The organism is Proteus penneri, assembly GCF_003144535.1.
GTDB lineage: Bacteria > Pseudomonadota > Gammaproteobacteria > Enterobacterales > Enterobacteriaceae > Proteus > Proteus penneri.
Genome location: NZ_PHFJ01000002.1, coordinates 171192 through 187913, shown reverse-complemented (window position 1 = coordinate 187913; position 16722 = coordinate 171192). Strand labels below are relative to the sequence as shown.

Genomic DNA, 16722 nt, shown 5'->3' with positions numbered 1-16722 from the left:
TTTTTTCTTGCTTCCCTATTCCTGCTCAAGTAGCCTTACGCATTATGAAAGTCATTCTTTATTTGCGTCATTAAGGCAAGGACATGCTAAAACGCCTCATTTATCTCTTTCTCACACTTTTTATGTTGCTTGCAGTCATCTTGATTGCCTGCGATCGTTGGATTGGCTGGAAAACTAATCCTTATATCTTTGAAGATGTGGATACATTGCCCGCTAAAAAAGTGGGTATGGTGTTAGGCACATCAAAATATTATACCAGCGGTTACATTAATCAATTTTATCAATATCGCATCCAAGGCGCAGTTAATGCCTATAACAGTGGTAAGATCCAATATTTATTATTAAGCGGTGATAATGCAAAACATAGCTATAATGAGCCAAATACAATGCGTAAAGATCTCATTAAAGCAGGCATTCCTGCCTCTCGTATTGTGATGGATTTTGCGGGCTTCAGAACACTCGATTCAGTTGTACGAACAAAAGAGGTGTTTGGTACAGATGGATTTACCATTATTACTCAGCGTTTTCACTGTGAACGTGCTGTTTTTATCGCATTAGAAAAAGGAATCGATGCGCAATGCTTTGCGGTTGCATCCCCCAAAAGCATGTTTAAAGTACGTGTACGCGAAGTGTTTGCAAGAGCCGGAGCAATGATTGATGTTTATATTCTAAACCGCGAACCCCGCTTTTTAGGACCACCAGAAACGATCCCCGCAATACAATCTATTCCTGATGGCATTAAAGGATATCCCGCAGTTTTACCTGAGGAAGTTGAATCACTTCCTCTAAGTAACAACAATAACGAGAAAATCTAAAAGAATTGCGCTAATTTTGAGGCTGATTTACGCCAAATCCACTCTATTGGACCTTGTGGAAAATAGCGTAGCCAAATTACGGCAAAAGCAATGTTAATTGCCCAAATAACGACAACAAAAGGCATCAGTTCAGCTAAGGTAAATTGATTAAATAATCCCATCCGCTGAAACAGGATAATGCCGATAAGACTTTGCATTAAATAGGTCGTTAGCGCCATTTTTCCTACACAACGTAAAGCATAGGCAAAATAAGAGTGACGCATTGTATTCCAACTCCAATAAAACAGCGCAATATACCCCAAGCTTTGCACCACTTGGATCAGCATTGTTAAAGGTTGTGCTAAAATAGCCGCCCAGCGGTAATCCCAATCAAGATAATAATCCACCAGTACAATAACCGTTTGTAAGCTTAAACTTATTGTAAGGAAATAAAGTGCTACACGACCATAATGAGCGCGACTAAATTTCTGCTGCAACCAACCTGATGCCATTAATGCTGATCCCATCAGCATTGCACCGAACAAAAACCAACTGTATTGACGAACAAGATTAAAAACAAACAGAGTTAGCTCATTTAAACGATAATAAACACTATTTAAATAAGGCCCTGTTTTCCAATCTGATTCAGCCAATTGGGAATATGGTGTGCTGTACCAAACGGTATCAATAAAATCACGATAATAATAAAACAACACACCTAGAATAAGTGCGCCACAAAAATAGAGTATCGCTCCCAATATAAATTGGTTTTTTATCGTTATTGATTTGATAAACGCAAAAACAAATAAACCACATATACTATATGGAAATAAAATGTCACCTTCCCAAATAAATAATGTGTGAATAACCCCAATCAATGCCAGTACAACGAGCCGCGATAAATTAAAGCGCGTTCCTTTACGTAGTAGCAGGTAAAGCGTACCACCAAATAGTAATGCAAAAATAAAGAGGAACTTACCTTGGGCAAACAGATTTAATGCCATCCATGTTATACGATCACCAAAAGAGGCTTCCCCCGAATGTAACGGATTAAATGAAGCCACTCTTAATAAAGCAAAACCTGAAATATTGAGCAATAAAATGCCAAGGATCGCCATTCCTCTCAACGCATCAAGTGCTTCGATACGTTGATGAGACGATTCATTCATTTATTTGAAATCTCAAAGGTGACGAACAGCGCGTAAAAATTCCTGACGCGTATTTTGACTTGATTTAAATAACCCACCTAACGAGGTTGTTGTAGTTGCACTTGTTGCATCACGAATACCACGAGCTTTAACACAATAGTGAACCGCATCAATAGAAACAGCCACATTTTTTGTGCCTAGTAATGTTTGTAATGCGATAAGAATTTGCTGTGTTAAGCGTTCTTGAACTTGAGGGCGTTGAGCAAAAAATTGCACAATACGATTAATTTTTGATAAACCAATCACTTTATCTTTTGGTATATAAGCCACAATCGCCTTGCCATCAATAGTAACAAAGTGATGTTCGCAAGTACTGGTTAATGTGATATCTCGTACTGTCACCATCTCATCAACTTGCATTTTATTTTCAATTAGTGTGATTTTTGGGAAGTTGTGATAATCCAATCCTGAGAAAATTTCATCAACATACATTTTAGCAATACGACGAGGCGTTTCAGCTAAACTATCGTCGCTTAAATCCAGATTTAACAGCTTCATCACTTCTGTCATATGATGTTCAATTTGCTGTTTACTCTCACTTGGAGATAGCTTTGATTCACGAAGAGGCGTTTCTAAACCGCGTTCAACTAACGCAGCGTGCACCCATTGCGCCTCTTTACTTAATGATGACATTGGACTCTCCGATAAACACATTAATTAAGTATCTGTTTCGCTGTCAGCGACAACAGCCTACACTTTAGATGACATGAATCACATTATCCAGCGATACCGCATTTTTCGTTATGAACTTATTGCATTTTTGTATGAACTATTTTTAGATTAAGCCTAATTTTTCTCTTTTAAACACACCAGAAAACCACCGATGATCAACACAATAAAGGCGACATAAAGTGCAGGTTCTAATTTTCCGGTTAATGCCGTTGAAAGCGAAGAAATGACAGGGCCAACTAATTGCCCAATAGCATAAAAAGTGGTGAGTAAACCCGCCATATAACGCCCGTGATCGGGCGCTAATTCTCTACCTCGTAAAAAAGCCAGTTGTACTGCACACATAAGACCGCCACCAATTAAGAAAGCGCCAATCGCAAGCCCTGTTATTGTCGGGAGCCACTCTGCAATCAAAATACCTAATGCTTGTAACCAAAGCGTAATAGCTAAACGTAACTGTGTATTTAATACATTACGCGTTAAAATAGCGATCCCAATACATAATGCAGCAGAAGCACCGAATACAGGCCAAACAAATTGCGCAATTAAGCTTCCTGGAAAGCGTTCTGCCGCCATTTGAGAAAGAAATGTAGCTGGTAAAATATAACCAAACCCCGCAAAGGTATAACCCCAAATTAACTTTTTCATTGCTGGTGTCAGTGTTAAAGGTGCAACTTTTACTTCTTCTCGACTCATCGCCCAAGGTTTAGGAAGGTGATAACTGACATATATTGCACAAATAAAAGCAAGTGAACCATAAATTAACCATCCCGCCGTCGCGCTCATTTGCCATTTCATAATTAACACAGCAAGAATACCACTAATAAATATGCCTGCGCCTGTTCCTGCATAAACAGCAACGCTTAATGCCGGTCGATTAAGACGAGCGAGTAATTCGTTTGCCCATGAAGCCACTAGCACTAACGTCCAACCACTTGCCCAGCCAATAAAAAAGCGTGCAATACTGTGTGTAAATGCATCATTTAAACATGCAGACAGTAGCGTAATTATCACCGCCCCCCAAAGACCAGCCCACAAGCGATATCCCACACCTTTAACGGCTTTCATCGCGTCATAGGAGCCAGCAAGATAACCAAGATAATTAAATGCAGCGACAATCCCCGCACTTGTCAGCGTTAATTGATATTCTGCAATCATCAACGGCACTTGTGGTGTAAAAGTAAAGCGTCCTATCCCCATTGCAACAACTAAAGCAAGAAAACCACTAAACGCGATATGAAAAGCTTGCGCTGAATGACTTTGGTGATTTGAAGTATTCATTGATATCCATTATTTTGTTTTATCGTTTTATACATTTTAAATGTGCTGTTCATTAATAACAGAACAAGCAACATATTAACCCCAGACAGTTAACATTTTTGCAATAATACGTTTCATTTCTTTCTAGTCACAAGATGATCTCTGACATGATGATGCTCATCGTGATAGATTAGTATCATGAAATAAAACAGAACATTTAGATAGATCTTGGAGTATATGATGAGTCAATGTCACGTGAGCGGTTTATTATCTCTTGATGAAGCGCTAGAAAAACTACTTGAAAAACCGCTGGCAATTACCGATACCCTTAACATCCCATTAAATAATGCAGCCGATTATATCTTAAGTGAAAATATTACATCTCCACTAAATGTTCCGCCTTTTGATAATTCTGCAATGGATGGTTATGGACTTCGTTACGCTGACTTAGCTCCCCAAACTCCTCTTCCAGTGGCAGGAAAATCATTCGCTGGTATTCCTTTTGAAGGAGAGCTTCCTGCTGGTCAGTGTGTACGCATTATGACAGGGGCAATGGTTCCTGCTGGTGTTGATACTGTCATTATGCAAGAAGAAGCAGAAGTCACTGAACATGGTATTCGTTTTTCACAACCCGCTAAGAAAGGCCAAAATATTCGCCGTATTGGTGAAGATATTAAAGAAAATGATATTGTATTACCTGCTGGCACTAAGCTCTCAACAGCACAATTGCCATTAATCGCCTCTTTAGGGATCGCCTCTGTACCGGTTTATCGACGTTTAAAAGTTGCCGTTTTCTCAACAGGTGATGAATTACAAACCATTGGTCAGCCATTAAAAGCAGGCCAAATTTATGATACCAACCGCTTTGCGGTACGTTTAATGCTTGAAAAACTAGGATGTGAAGTCTTAGATTTAGGTGTTATTCCTGATTCACCGGAAAAACTGCGTGAAACTTTTAAAAAGGCTGATCAAGAAGCAGATTTAGTGATCAGCAGTGGTGGTGTTTCTGTGGGCGAAGCCGATTACACCAAACAAATTCTTGATGAAATTGGTGAAATTGGTTTTTGGAAATTAGCGATTAAACCAGGCAAACCTTTTGCCTTTGGTCATCTGCACAATGCGTGGTTCTGCGGTTTGCCGGGTAACCCAGTCTCGGCAACTGTGACATTCTACCAATTAGTCCAACCTTTAATCGCTCGTTTATCAGGATTTAGCCATTGGAAAGCACCACAACGTTTCCAAGCTATTGCACAATCTCCATTGAAAAAATCCGTGGGTCGTCTTGATTTTCAACGTGGTATCGCAAGTATTAATGCGGAGGGTATATGGCAAGTAGACACTTCTGGTCACCAAGGCTCACACGTTTACAGCTCCTTTAGTGTCGCTAACTGCTTTATTGTCTTAGAACGTGAGCGCGGTAAAGTGGCAGCGGGTGAAACGGTCACAATCGAGCTATTTAATTCTCTACTAAAAAGTGAATAGTTTTATGAGTATCGAATTAACCGATGAAGAAACACTGCGCTACAATCGCCAGATTGTATTAAGGGGTTTTGATTTTGATGGCCAAGAGGCGCTGAAAAGTGCCTCTGTTTTGATTGTTGGTGCAGGTGGCTTAGGATGTAGTGCTTCGCAATATCTTACAGCTGCAGGTGTAGGAAAACTCACATTATTAGACTTTGATACAGTTTCCCTTTCTAATCTTCAGCGCCAAATTCTTCATCGTGATGCGACGATTGGGCAACCCAAAGTGCTCTCTGCAAAAGCAACATTAGAAGCAATTAATCCTCATGTCACAATAGAAACCGTTGATGCATTACTTGAAGATGAGGCTTTAGCTAAACTTATTAGCCAACATAATATCGTAATGGACTGTACGGATAATGTGGCAGTACGCGAGCAACTTAATCGCCTCTGCTTTCATCAGAAAAAACCGCTAGTATCTGGTGCAGCTATTCGAATGGAAGGTCAAATCAGCGTATTCACTTACCAAGATGACGAACCTTGCTATCGTTGCTTGAGCCATCTTTTTGGCGATAACGCTTTAAGTTGTGTTGAAGCAGGCATAATGGCACCTGTTGTGGGTACTATTGGTACATTACAAGCTGTTGAAGCAATAAAGTTACTTACTGGCTACGGTGAAAATTTGCATGGTAAGGTATTGATGTTTGACGCAATGCGAATGCAATTTCGTGAGTTCAAATTACCCAAAAACCCACATTGCGAAGTGTGTTCTGCCAATTTACCAGACAACTAACCACTTTCTATTCTAAATAAGGTAAGTCTAACCTATTTAAACTTACCTTATCGCCTTTCAAAGATAGAGCTATTAATCTGTTTTTTAAATATTTTAATCGTCCTATAAATCATATTTTTCATTACGTCGATGTAACAAGCTTATAGTATTCACTCTGATTTAATTCTACTATGACCGCCCGCGTCAAAACGCAACAGGATACCCTATAAGCAGAATAATCATTTAAGCACGCATTCTACGTGCTAAAAAAGCAATACAAGGTAGAAGAATGACATTTCAAATTGCAGACACTCTCTATTACAACGGACTTATTTATACCGCTGATCATAATAACAATATTGTTGATGCTATCGCGATCAGCCAAGGTGTAATTATTGCTTCAGGTAAAAAAGAGGCGCTACTTTCTTACTGTAATGAAAATACTGAGCAGATTGATTTGCAGGGAAGAATGGTCATGCCGGGCATTATTGATGCGCATATGCACCCTTTCTGGGGAGGTGCAACGTTAGCTGGTTGCCATCTTGATTATCAATCACTCTCTATCGATGACATTTTATCGCGTATTCAAAAATACCTTGATGAAAACTTTATTGATAATGATACCGAATGGCTAAAAGTCTCTGCATGGTATCGTGAAGGCATGCAACCGGAAGGTGTGCAAATGACACGTTATCACCTTGATACCTTAAAAACGACGCGTCCTATTTTACTCTTTTCTAGTGATTGCCATAGTGTTCTTGCTAATTCTCGCGCTTTAGCGCTGTTAAATATCACTGCAGAAACGCCCGATCCCCCTGATGGAAATATTGAACGTGATAGTGATAGAACGCCTATCGGTATTCTTGAAGATGCACCTGCAATGCAAGCTATTGATAGCTTGCCACCACTCACTGAAGCACAAAACCTACAAATCGCCCGTCATGTTCAAAAACGATTAAATAAACAAGGTGTAACCACTATTATGGATGCGCGTGTGGGTGAGCCTCAATTACGCGCCTTTAATAAATTAAGAAACACGGGTGAGCTGACCCTTCGTGTTGAAAATGCTGTTGAAATTACGCCAGATGATGTGCCATCTATTGATGATATTCCAAACGCTGTACGCCATGCTGCAACTCGTTTTTCACAATGGCATCAAATCAGCAATGGCGCTCAACCCAGTGTTGCGATCCGTCATATTAAACTTTTCCTTGATGGTGTATTACAAGCTCCGATTATGACAGCGCGCTTACATGCACCATATCGTATTAATGTTGGCACTGACGATACGCCACATTGGCAAGACTCTGAACATATTGGTGATCTCTATTTTTCACCTGAAATCTTAACGCCATTAATAACAGAAATTGCTCGTGCGGGTTATCATCCTCATATTCACACTGTTGCTGAAGGTGCAATCAGTACAGCACTGGATGCTATTAGTGAAATGCGTAAAGTCTTACCTGAGAAAGACATTAGACCGGGGCTTGCGCATAATGAATTGATGTGTGAAAAAGATTACGCGCGTTTTACACAATTAAAAACCTACCCTTTTCTCTCTTTCCAATGGGCGGCTGTCGATCAGAGCAATATCGAGAAAGATATTGAAATGCTCGGTAAATCTCGCTGTGACTATTTGGAAACAGCAGGGAAATTTATAGATGCGGGTGTCACTGTAGCTTTTGGTAGCGACTGGCCAATTGATCCACTTAATGAATGGTATGATTTTAAAGTTGCGATGACTCGCCAAAAAGATGCAACAAGTCCACGCCTTGATAACGATCGTAATCTAACATTAGTGGAAGTCTTACGTGCAGCCACCATTAATGCGGCAGAAGCTTTGGATATGGATAGGCAAATTGGATCATTAGAAGTCGGAAAATTTGCCGATTTTATTGTATTAGATAGAAACCTGTTTGAAATATCGGCAGAAGATGTTGAAAATGTCAGGGTATTGTGTACGATCATTGCGGGGAAACCCACAATTTAGCTGAATAATATAATTAATAAACCCGCCATTGAAGCGGGTTTATTTTTATCTGCGCACTTAATCCTATGAGAATTAACGTAAATTGGCTCTGCTATAAAGCAATGCCCATCACTGTGCTCACTTCTTTTAATCCTTCACGCTGGTAAAAACGTTTAGCCGCACCGTTTTCAGCTAATACAGATAACTCAAGATGAGTCATTTTTTCCGATTTGGCCCACTCTTTCATTGCTGTTAATAGCAAGCTACCTACGCCTTGGCTACGAATGGAAGGGTCAACAATAATATCGTAAATATAAGCGTATTTACGTTGAACCAAGCAGTTAAACATAGGTGTTTCTTGAATTTGCGCAATGCTAAATCCAACCACTTTGCCATCTAAATCTGCGACCAAAAGATGAAACTTATTATTTTTTATTCCATTAATAATAAAAGCTTCATCTTGCTTACCCGGTTTTAATCGATCGGGTTGTAAATTAGCCATTTCATTAAATAAATGGGAGTAAAGATCATTAATTTCTTCTACATCAGACAAAATCGCTTTTCTTATTATTATCATTTTTTACCTTTATTTGTCGTAGGTTTTTACTGGAGGTGCAATATATGTTTCAAATTTATCTAATAATTGAATAGGACATTGTTCCACAATCGCCATATTACGGTATTTTTCATGTAAGAATTGTTCATCCGCCATTTTATCAATCATCATTAATAATGGTGAATAAAACTGATTGATATTAAGTATGCCCAATGGTTTTTGATGCAAACCAATTTGGCTCCATGTAAAGACTTCACTAAACTCCTCTAATGTACCAAAACCACCAGGTAAAGCGACAAAACCTTCTGCCAGTTCTATCATTTTACTTTTACGCTGATGCATAGTCTCAACAATATGCAGCTCAGTCAGATTTTTATGAGATATTTCACGCCCTTCTAATAACGTAGGAATAACGCCAATCACCTTTCCGCCTTCAGCTAATACTGTATCGGCAAGTGTGCCCATAATTCCTACACTTGCACCACCATAAATTAAGGTGATATTACGTTTAACCAGCTCTTTGGCAAAAATAATGGCCTGTTCTTTATAAATAGGTGAAGCACCTAAACTAGAGCCACAATACACTGCGATAGATTTTATTTTATTCATTTTTTATTCTCTTTTAGCTAGTTAAAACGAGTTTGGAATTATACTGAAGGTGCTTTTAATAAAAAAGGTTAAAAAAAATGTTTTTACGCTTTTTATCGCATATATATTTTTAACCATTATTAATACTTATATTCATAAGAAGTTATTTTATTAAATATAAATTAATTTATATTTTAACCAATCTCACTAAACGAAATTAAAATAAAAAATATTTATTAATGAATAGCTATATTAAAGCGGGTAATTTTACTTTATATTATGCGATCCTTTGTTAGCTTTTAACAGAGCACACATACGATTGATTATTGACGAGGTTTTATAGGATGTTGTCAGCCAGGCACTCAGCTAAATTACAGGTGTTTTATCCCGTGCCTCTTTTGCTTCTCTCTATGCTTTCAATTCAAAGTGGCGCATCCCTTGCTAAAAGCCTATTTCCTGTTATTGGAGCCCCAGCTGTAACGGCATTACGTCTATTATTGGGTACGTTGATCCTCTTTTTTATTTTTAAACCGTGGCGACTCAAGTTCACTCGAGAATCGATTATGCCACTGCTTTTATATGGCTTATCTTTAGGGGCAATGAATTACCTTTTCTACCTCGCACTTGAAACTATTCCGCTAGGGATTGCTGTTGCCCTTGAATTTACAGGCCCTTTAGCCGTTGCAATGTTTTCATCACGTAGAGCTATCGACTTTTTATGGATAATTTTAGTGATTGCGGGTTTGGGCTTATTGCTCCCTATTGGTGATAATATCCATGATGGTCTTGATCCGCTTGGTATGCTTTATGCGTTGGGTGCGGGTGTAGGTTGGGCATTATATATCGTATTCGGACAACGTGCAGGAAAAGGCTATGGTGCGGCAACAGTTTCAATTGGCTCATTAGTTGCTGCCTTTATTTTCGTACCTATCGGTATGTTACAAAGTAGCCCTGATATTATGTTTAGCTGGTCTATTTTACCTATTGCCTTAGCCATTGCGATTTTATCAACCGCTTTCCCCTATACATTAGAAATGATTGCTCTTACACGTTTACCAGCTAAAACGTTTGGTACTTTAATGAGCTTAGAGCCATGTATGGGTGCTTTTATTGGTATTATTTTCTTACACGAACATTTGACGCTAATACAATGGGTTGCCTTAGCCTTTATTGTTTTAGCTTCTATTGGTTCAACAACAACCATGAAAAGTAAAACTAAAATTGAGGAAGTAAAATAGATATTTAACTCATTTTACTCAGTAAAAATAAATATTAATTTAAAAAGGATCATATGATCCTTTTTACTTATTAAATAATAACTTTACTGACCTATCATTGCTATTTTTCGTTCATTGTCTTACCCTAAATAGACTATTTCGATAGATTAGATTTTTTTAAATAGATGACCTATCAATTTAATAGTATCAATCGATAAGACTAACCATTAATAATTCACTATCATAATTAACAGAAATTAAGATATTAAGTTATTAATTATTTAGGGAGAACGATTATGAGTACTGCTAAATTAGTCAAATCCACACCTTCAAGCCTGCTTTATACCCGTAATAATCTCGATGACAGCGTAAAACTACACGCTATCGAGTTACTGCAACAGATGGTGACACAGTTTATCGACCTATCTCTCATCACAAAACAAGCGCACTGGAATATGCGTGGTAGAAACTTTATTTCTGTTCATGAGATGGTTGACGGCTTCCGCGATACCATTAATCAGCACACTGATGAGTTTGCAGAGCGTGTTGTCCAATTAGGTGGCACAGTATTAGGCACTGCACAAGTGGTGAGTAAGAAAACCCCCTTAAAAGCTTATCCTCTGGATATCCATGATGTACAAGATCACCTAAAAGCATTGGCTGATCGTTATGCTGTTGTTGCTAATGATATTCGTAAAGCCATTGACGAAGTTGAAGACGAAGATACCGCCGATATGTTTACGGCTGCATCGCGTGATCTTGATAAATTTTTATGGTTTATTGAAGCCAATATTGAGAACTAATTCTTAATAAAAAATTACAATTATGACGTTAAAAGGCTACCTCTCTTTCTTTAGGTAGTCTTTTTTATTTATCTTTTACTTTCGGCATATCCGGCTGATAGATAGGAAAAACAGGCAGTGCCGTTAATAAGCGTGAACCATAGTTTTTAGTTAACAGACGTCGGTCATAAATCACAATTTCACCGTGGCAATGATGACTACGAATAAGACGCCCAACTTGCTGAATTAAATTAAACGATGCGCTTGGCAAGCTCTGCACTTCAAAAGGATAACGTTTCAGCGATTTAAGCCACTCACCTTCTGTCACAATCACCGGGTCCGTCACTGGCGGAAAAGCAATTTTATGAATATGCACTTGCGTTAGATAATCACCTTTTAAATCGAGCCCTTCGGCAAAAGATTGCAAACCTATTAATACACTATTATCACCTGCATCAATGCGCTTACAATGTGTTTCAACTAATCTATAACGAGGCTGATCCCCTTGTACCAATAAGCATAAACGTAAGTCTTTCACTTCTTCTAAAAAGCCTTCCATTGCCCGTTGGCTACTAAATAGAACCAATTGCCCTCGATGGTTATTCTCTTCCATGCTTTGACGAAAATAACGCGCCATCTCTTTTAAATGTTCGCGCTCATGAATCATTGTCGGTTCATAGCGCATTTTAGGAATAACTAATCTACCCTGATCTTTATGTTCAAAAGGTGAAGATAACGTAATAAAGCGATCATCAAAATGCTCACTTAGCCCCGTTAATTCTTGAATGCGAGAATAGCTATTTAACGAGCGCAAGGTTGCAGAGGTAATAACCACATGCGGGATATTTTTCCATAACAATTGTGTCAGTTGTTCGCTGACACGAATACCCGCACAATGAAAATAGAGATGAGACTGCTTTTTATCGTAACGGCGAGTTAACCATTTGGATACTGGTGCTTTTGAGGTTTGCTCTAATGTAGCTAAACGCCACAATTTTGCCATATTCTCTAAATAACCCACCATTCTACTGGTCGTTAAAATGGCACGATGTAAACGCACAATATCTTCTTTCGCTGTCCGTTCTGTTAAATCAGTTAAAATGGCTTCACCCAACATTTTTAAACTATCCGTTAACTTAAATAATGTCTGGCAACTTAACAGGAATTGTTCAGGTAATTCACCTAACGGAAAGAGATATTCATCTTGTTCACTGCGTTCTGGTAATAGTGCTCGCGTAAAGGTATCAACCTCTTGATAAGCCTCACGTAACTTAGCAATATGAGCATCAAAACGAATAGGATCAGCCAATTTAGGTGGTCTTACAGGGATAAATTGCGCTAAATACTGACTAACATGGCGAGTGATATTATCAAGCTGATTATTAAGGGAAACTAAGGTTATTTCCCCTTCGACTTCAAGTGCATCTCGCGCAACATCAGGAATATGATGCCCTTCATCAAGCACCAAAAGCAGATTTTTAGCATCAGGCAATACGGATTCACTTTCCATTGCCGCCATCACTAAAGCGTGATTAGTAATAACTACATCTACTTCATCAATTTCACGACGTGCAATAAAGAAAGGGCAGCGATGATAATATTGGCAATTGCGCCCTAAGCAATTCATTTTATCCGTGCTGATTTTGCGCCATAAACTGTCTGTTAGTGCGCGTTTATGGTGATCACGCAAACCATCCCAACCAAAACTAGTGAAATCATTTTTGAGCTCTCGACAAATTTCTCTTTCTGCACTCGTCGCAACATCAACTTTATCTTCAAGCAAAAACATTAAGTCAATTTGCTCACCTTCTGTTGCACAAATCGCATCTAAATTACGCGGGCATAGGTAACGCCCCCGACCGAAAGCGCCTGTAAACGTAAGATCAGGAATGATTTTTTTTAGTAATGGCAGATCTTTGCTATAAATTTGATCTTGCAGCGCCACATTGGCCGTACTGATAATCAGTGGTTTTTTCTCATCACGACTAATGGCAATACCCGGAATAAGATAAGAGAGTGTTTTTCCCACACCAGTTGGGGCCTCTATCACTAAATGACGTCCCATTTCATCAGAAAAAGTCTTAGCTACTTCAGCAATCATTTCACGCTGTGGCGCACGCGGAATAAACCCTTCAATATGATCTGGTAGGGCTTTATACCACTGACTTATTTGATTTTTAACTGATTGAGAAAGGGACATAACCACTCTGCAACTGATTTTAAGAAAGGCGCCATTGTCTCATAACACTGTATAAAAATCAGTAGTTACCTTCGATTGCTCTCCTTTTTCATCAAAGAATGGATAACACCTCGAAATTATTGAGCTTTGTTATGGATTATTAATTCAACTATTCATAGTATGAGTATTCATTATGTAACATCTAAAATAGTCTTATAAAAATATGATTTATTGTTTTTACTAAACACAACATCAGTTAAGAGACTCCTATAATGACCTCTGCAAAGCGCCCTATTTTTAACTTAGAACTTGATTTACTTCGAACCTTTGTTGCTGTTGTCGATGGTAATACCTTTGCTGCAGCGGCAGAATCTGTTTGTCGTACACAATCTGCGGTAAGCCAACAAATGCAACGGCTAGAATCTCTGATAGGCAAAGAGCTGTTTGCTCGCCAAGGTCGAAATAAAACACTGACAGAAGCCGGTACACAACTACTTAATTATGCTCGCCGTATTTTGCGTCTGAATGATGAAGCGTGTCTTTCATTGATGCATGAAGAAATTGATGGGATCTTAAAAATTGGCTCTCCTGATGATACGGCAAACACGATTTTACCTGATCTCCTCGCGCGTTTTTCTGGAGCCTATCCTCGCTTAATCATGGAAATTATTGTGAAACGTAGTCCATTTTTAATGTCTATGTTAGAAAATAACGAACTTGATTTAGCCATTTCCACCGAAGAACATGTAGGTTATCCCAAAATTGTATTACGCGTTTCCCCCTCTTTATGGTATTGCGGAAAACACTTCAGATTTGATCTTGATGATCCCCTACCATTAGTTGTATTAGATGAACCCAGCACATACCGCGATATGATGATTAATCACCTTGATCAGCAAGGTATTCGTTGGCGAATCGCTTATGTTGCTACAACACTTTCAGGTGCCAGAGCCGCAGTACGTGCAGGCTTAGGTATTATGGCGCGTTCAATTGAACTATCAGGTGATGATTTGCGTATTTTAGGCGAAAAGGAAGGTTTACCCGCTTTACCAGCCATTAGTTATAACCTGTATCTCAATGCCAATAGCCCAGGGAAAGCCGCACAAATACTGTTTGATTCATTAAAAAATGAACAAAATGAAGTGATTAATCATGCTGATATTACTCTTCAACAAGAATAATAAAAATAAATAAACCATTGCGATATCACATCAGAAAGTTCGCAATAACAAAGACTAGATTTTATCTATGCTGGTCTTTGTTATCTATTTAACTCAAATTTCTCAACCAAAAGACAGGCTAACACTGTACGATATTGAATAAGAATGAAATAATAGCCACCCTTTTTGTAAAATAAAGTTTATCCTATCATCATAACGAGGAGAAAATGTATGCCCATTTCCGTCAGTGAAATAATGGAAATATTGCCTCATCGTTATCCATTCTTATTAATCGATCAGGTTATTTCTAAACCCGCTGAACTTGCCAGTGGCAAATTAACCGCTATTAAAAATGTCACAACCAATGACACTGTTGTTTTTGGCGAATTTTACCCACCGTTATTACTACTTGAAAGCATGGCTCAAGCATCAGGCATTCTTGCACATTACTACCTTTCACCTATGAGTGAAGATCAGCGATGTTATTTTGCCAGTATAAAAAACGCACGCTTTTATGATGTGGTTAAAGCCGGTGATCAGCTACTTATTGAGATCCAATTTTGCCGGCAGCGACGCACTATTGTTAGCTTTTCAGGTACGGTGAAAATTGGTGAAAAGATAGTTTGCACCTCTGAATTTATGTGTGCAAGGCAATAAAAAAGGATTGGTAGCTCAAACCAATCCTTCATATCATCATCTTATTGACATTATACTTAACTTAATTGGCCACTTCTTCATTACGCAATAATTGTGTTATCTCAGAAAGAGTGATCTTTTCAAAATTCAATACTTTTTCAACGAGTTGAGCCGATTGTTTATCCTCTATTACTAAAGAGGCATTATCGTAAAACTTACTGATCACATCTTTATCTGTTATTGGATTTTTCGGATTACCATATTGAATATCTAACCTCTCCGTGATCTTCTCGCCATTTTTTAATGTCACAAAAATTAATCCAGGAAAATAGGTAGGAAATGGAATTTCGCCTTTTTCTGGATAACGATAACTCACTTTTTTCGCTAACCTTTGAATATCTTCACGTTGTAGGTTTTCAGGAAATAATGAAGATAGCGTTAAAGCATTATCTAAAAAGCCCGCTGCAAATAGCCACGGTAAACTAAATTTTGCCCCATAAGCTGTTTTAGGCGCCCATTTTGTTTCAAGTGGCTCGCAAATTAAAGCGGCTGCAACAGGATCAACCACGCACTCAACGCTTTCAATATCATCAGCCGTGATCCCTTTTTTCAGCAAATTACGGCCACAATCAATAGTGGCATGAGCAAAATGACACACTGGGTAAGGCTTAATAGAAACATTTAAAAATTCCCATATTTCACCTAATCCCAATGCGACTTGTTCGGGTTGTGCTTGCTCTCGAATACCATGAGTTTGATAAAGACTATAGCGACCTTCAAATATCGTTTCAGGGCCAGTCATTCCACCTTTTGCTAATGATGCTGCGATAATACCAGATTGCGCAGCCCATCCCGCATGAAAGCATTTAGAAGATGAGCTATTAGCAAGATATTCTGCTACTCCTCCTGCTTGGCTTCCTGTTAATCCTAATGCATTCACAGTTTGTTCAGGCGTTAATTTTAATAGTGAGGCTGCACAAGCTGTTGCACCAAAAATACCAGCAATCGCTGTGGCATGAAAACCACGCTGATGAAATCCACTATGGCTTGCTAAGCCCACTCTTGCTGCTACTTCCCAGCCAATCACCCATGCTGTTAAAATATCTTGTGATGATGCACCAATAGATTCACCCAATGCAAAAGCAATCGGCGTTAATACCGCACTGCCATGTGCAATCGAGTCTGTGTGTGTATCATCAAAATCTAATGCATGTGAAGCAATACCATTTGTCAATGCAGCCACAGTGATACTTGCCGTTAGCGAACTCCCCCAGATTGGAACATTTCCTTGACTATCAGGTAAAAAAGCTACACCTTGGCGACTTTGAATAGCGCTTTGTTGCACACTTCCAGCAAGGGCGACACCTAATGTATCTAATAAATGAATTTTAGCGCGCTCTACAACTTGAGCAGGTAAATCAGAAAAATGGGTTGTGGTAATAAATTGGGCTAACTGCTGACTCAATGTCAT

The 16722-nt window shown here is 38.7% G+C and carries 15 protein-coding genes; 8 read left to right on the top strand and 7 right to left on the bottom strand.

All coding sequences use genetic code 11. From position 1 onward, the window contains the following. The first annotated feature begins 83 nt into the window (after nucleotides 1-83). Entirely contained in the window at nucleotides 84-815 is a 732-nt protein-coding gene (gene sanA / locus CUB63_RS03905; RefSeq protein ID WP_072062862.1) for an outer membrane permeability protein SanA, read from the top strand. On the opposite strand, the gene yeiB is transcribed toward sanA, so the two are convergent. The 3 genes from yeiB to CUB63_RS03890 form a co-directional block, all read right to left on the bottom strand. Next, nucleotides 812-1963: a DUF418 domain-containing protein YeiB gene (yeiB, locus tag CUB63_RS03900; protein WP_109847492.1), complete on the bottom strand. Its 1152-nt coding sequence runs from the start codon at nucleotides 1961-1963 to the stop codon at nucleotides 812-814. The two genes, sanA and yeiB, sit on opposite strands and share 4 nt — an antisense overlap. Before the next feature lie 12 nt (nucleotides 1964-1975). After that, nucleotides 1976-2635: a GTP cyclohydrolase I FolE gene (gene folE, locus CUB63_RS03895; protein WP_036938265.1), complete on the bottom strand. Its 660-nt coding sequence runs from the start codon at nucleotides 2633-2635 to the stop codon at nucleotides 1976-1978. 153 nt (nucleotides 2636-2788) lie between these two features. Then, on the bottom strand, nucleotides 2789-3952 hold the full coding sequence (locus CUB63_RS03890) for a YbfB/YjiJ family MFS transporter (RefSeq protein WP_109847491.1): 1164 nt from the start codon (nucleotides 3950-3952) through the stop codon (nucleotides 2789-2791). 219 nt (nucleotides 3953-4171) lie between these two features. On the opposite strand from CUB63_RS03890, the gene moeA reads away from it, so the two are divergent. The 3 genes from moeA to CUB63_RS03875 all read left to right on the top strand — a co-directional run bounded on the left by moeA (nucleotide 4172) and on the right by CUB63_RS03875 (nucleotide 8154). Then, nucleotides 4172-5413, top strand: a complete 1242-nt coding sequence (moeA, locus tag CUB63_RS03885; protein WP_072062865.1) for a molybdopterin molybdotransferase MoeA — start codon at nucleotides 4172-4174, stop codon at nucleotides 5411-5413. A 4-nt stretch (nucleotides 5414-5417) separates the two neighbouring features. Then, complete coding sequence (gene moeB / locus CUB63_RS03880; RefSeq protein ID WP_006537554.1) at nucleotides 5418-6185, top strand: molybdopterin-synthase adenylyltransferase MoeB; 768 nt, start codon at nucleotides 5418-5420, stop codon at nucleotides 6183-6185. A gap of 268 nt (nucleotides 6186-6453) precedes the next feature. Then, a complete protein-coding gene (locus CUB63_RS03875) occupies nucleotides 6454-8154 on the top strand; it encodes an amidohydrolase (protein ID WP_006537555.1) in 1701 nt (566 codons plus the stop codon). Nucleotides 8155-8245: 91 nt separating this feature from the next. On the opposite strand, the gene CUB63_RS03870 is transcribed toward CUB63_RS03875, so the two are convergent. Beyond that, on the bottom strand, nucleotides 8246-8710 hold the full coding sequence (locus tag CUB63_RS03870; RefSeq protein WP_072062868.1) for a GNAT family N-acetyltransferase: 465 nt from the start codon (nucleotides 8708-8710) through the stop codon (nucleotides 8246-8248). Nucleotides 8711-8719: 9 nt separating this feature from the next. After that, on the bottom strand, nucleotides 8720-9298 hold the full coding sequence (locus tag CUB63_RS03865) for an LOG family protein (RefSeq protein WP_006537557.1): 579 nt from the start codon (nucleotides 9296-9298) through the stop codon (nucleotides 8720-8722). A gap of 323 nt (nucleotides 9299-9621) precedes the next feature. On the opposite strand from CUB63_RS03865, the gene rhtA reads away from it, so the two are divergent. Both rhtA and dps read left to right on the top strand, forming a co-directional pair. Beyond that, the gene (rhtA, locus tag CUB63_RS03860) at nucleotides 9622-10515 is read left to right on the top strand and encodes a threonine/homoserine exporter RhtA (RefSeq protein ID WP_109847490.1); all 894 of its coding nucleotides are present in this window, start codon (nucleotides 9622-9624) and stop codon (nucleotides 10513-10515) included. A 275-nt stretch (nucleotides 10516-10790) separates the two neighbouring features. Continuing rightward, nucleotides 10791-11297, top strand: coding sequence for a DNA starvation/stationary phase protection protein Dps (gene dps / locus CUB63_RS03855; RefSeq protein ID WP_006537560.1), 507 nt, complete (start codon nucleotides 10791-10793; stop codon nucleotides 11295-11297). Nucleotides 11298-11361: 64 nt separating this feature from the next. Here the strand turns inward: dps and dinG are convergent, their stop codons facing one another. Further along, nucleotides 11362-13476: an ATP-dependent DNA helicase DinG gene (gene dinG, locus CUB63_RS03850; protein WP_109847489.1), complete on the bottom strand. Its 2115-nt coding sequence runs from the start codon at nucleotides 13474-13476 to the stop codon at nucleotides 11362-11364. 251 nt (nucleotides 13477-13727) lie between these two features. On the opposite strand from dinG, the gene CUB63_RS03845 reads away from it, so the two are divergent. Together CUB63_RS03845 and fabZ are read left to right on the top strand one after the other, a co-directional pair. Next, complete coding sequence (locus tag CUB63_RS03845) at nucleotides 13728-14636, top strand: LysR family transcriptional regulator (protein ID WP_072062873.1); 909 nt, start codon at nucleotides 13728-13730, stop codon at nucleotides 14634-14636. A gap of 210 nt (nucleotides 14637-14846) precedes the next feature. After that, the gene (gene fabZ, locus CUB63_RS03840; protein WP_006537564.1) at nucleotides 14847-15272 is read left to right on the top strand and encodes a 3-hydroxyacyl-ACP dehydratase FabZ; all 426 of its coding nucleotides are present in this window, start codon (nucleotides 14847-14849) and stop codon (nucleotides 15270-15272) included. Nucleotides 15273-15333: 61 nt separating this feature from the next. Here the strand turns inward: fabZ and CUB63_RS03835 are convergent, their stop codons facing one another. Further along, complete coding sequence (locus CUB63_RS03835; RefSeq protein ID WP_109847488.1) at nucleotides 15334-16722, bottom strand: MmgE/PrpD family protein; 1389 nt, start codon at nucleotides 16720-16722, stop codon at nucleotides 15334-15336.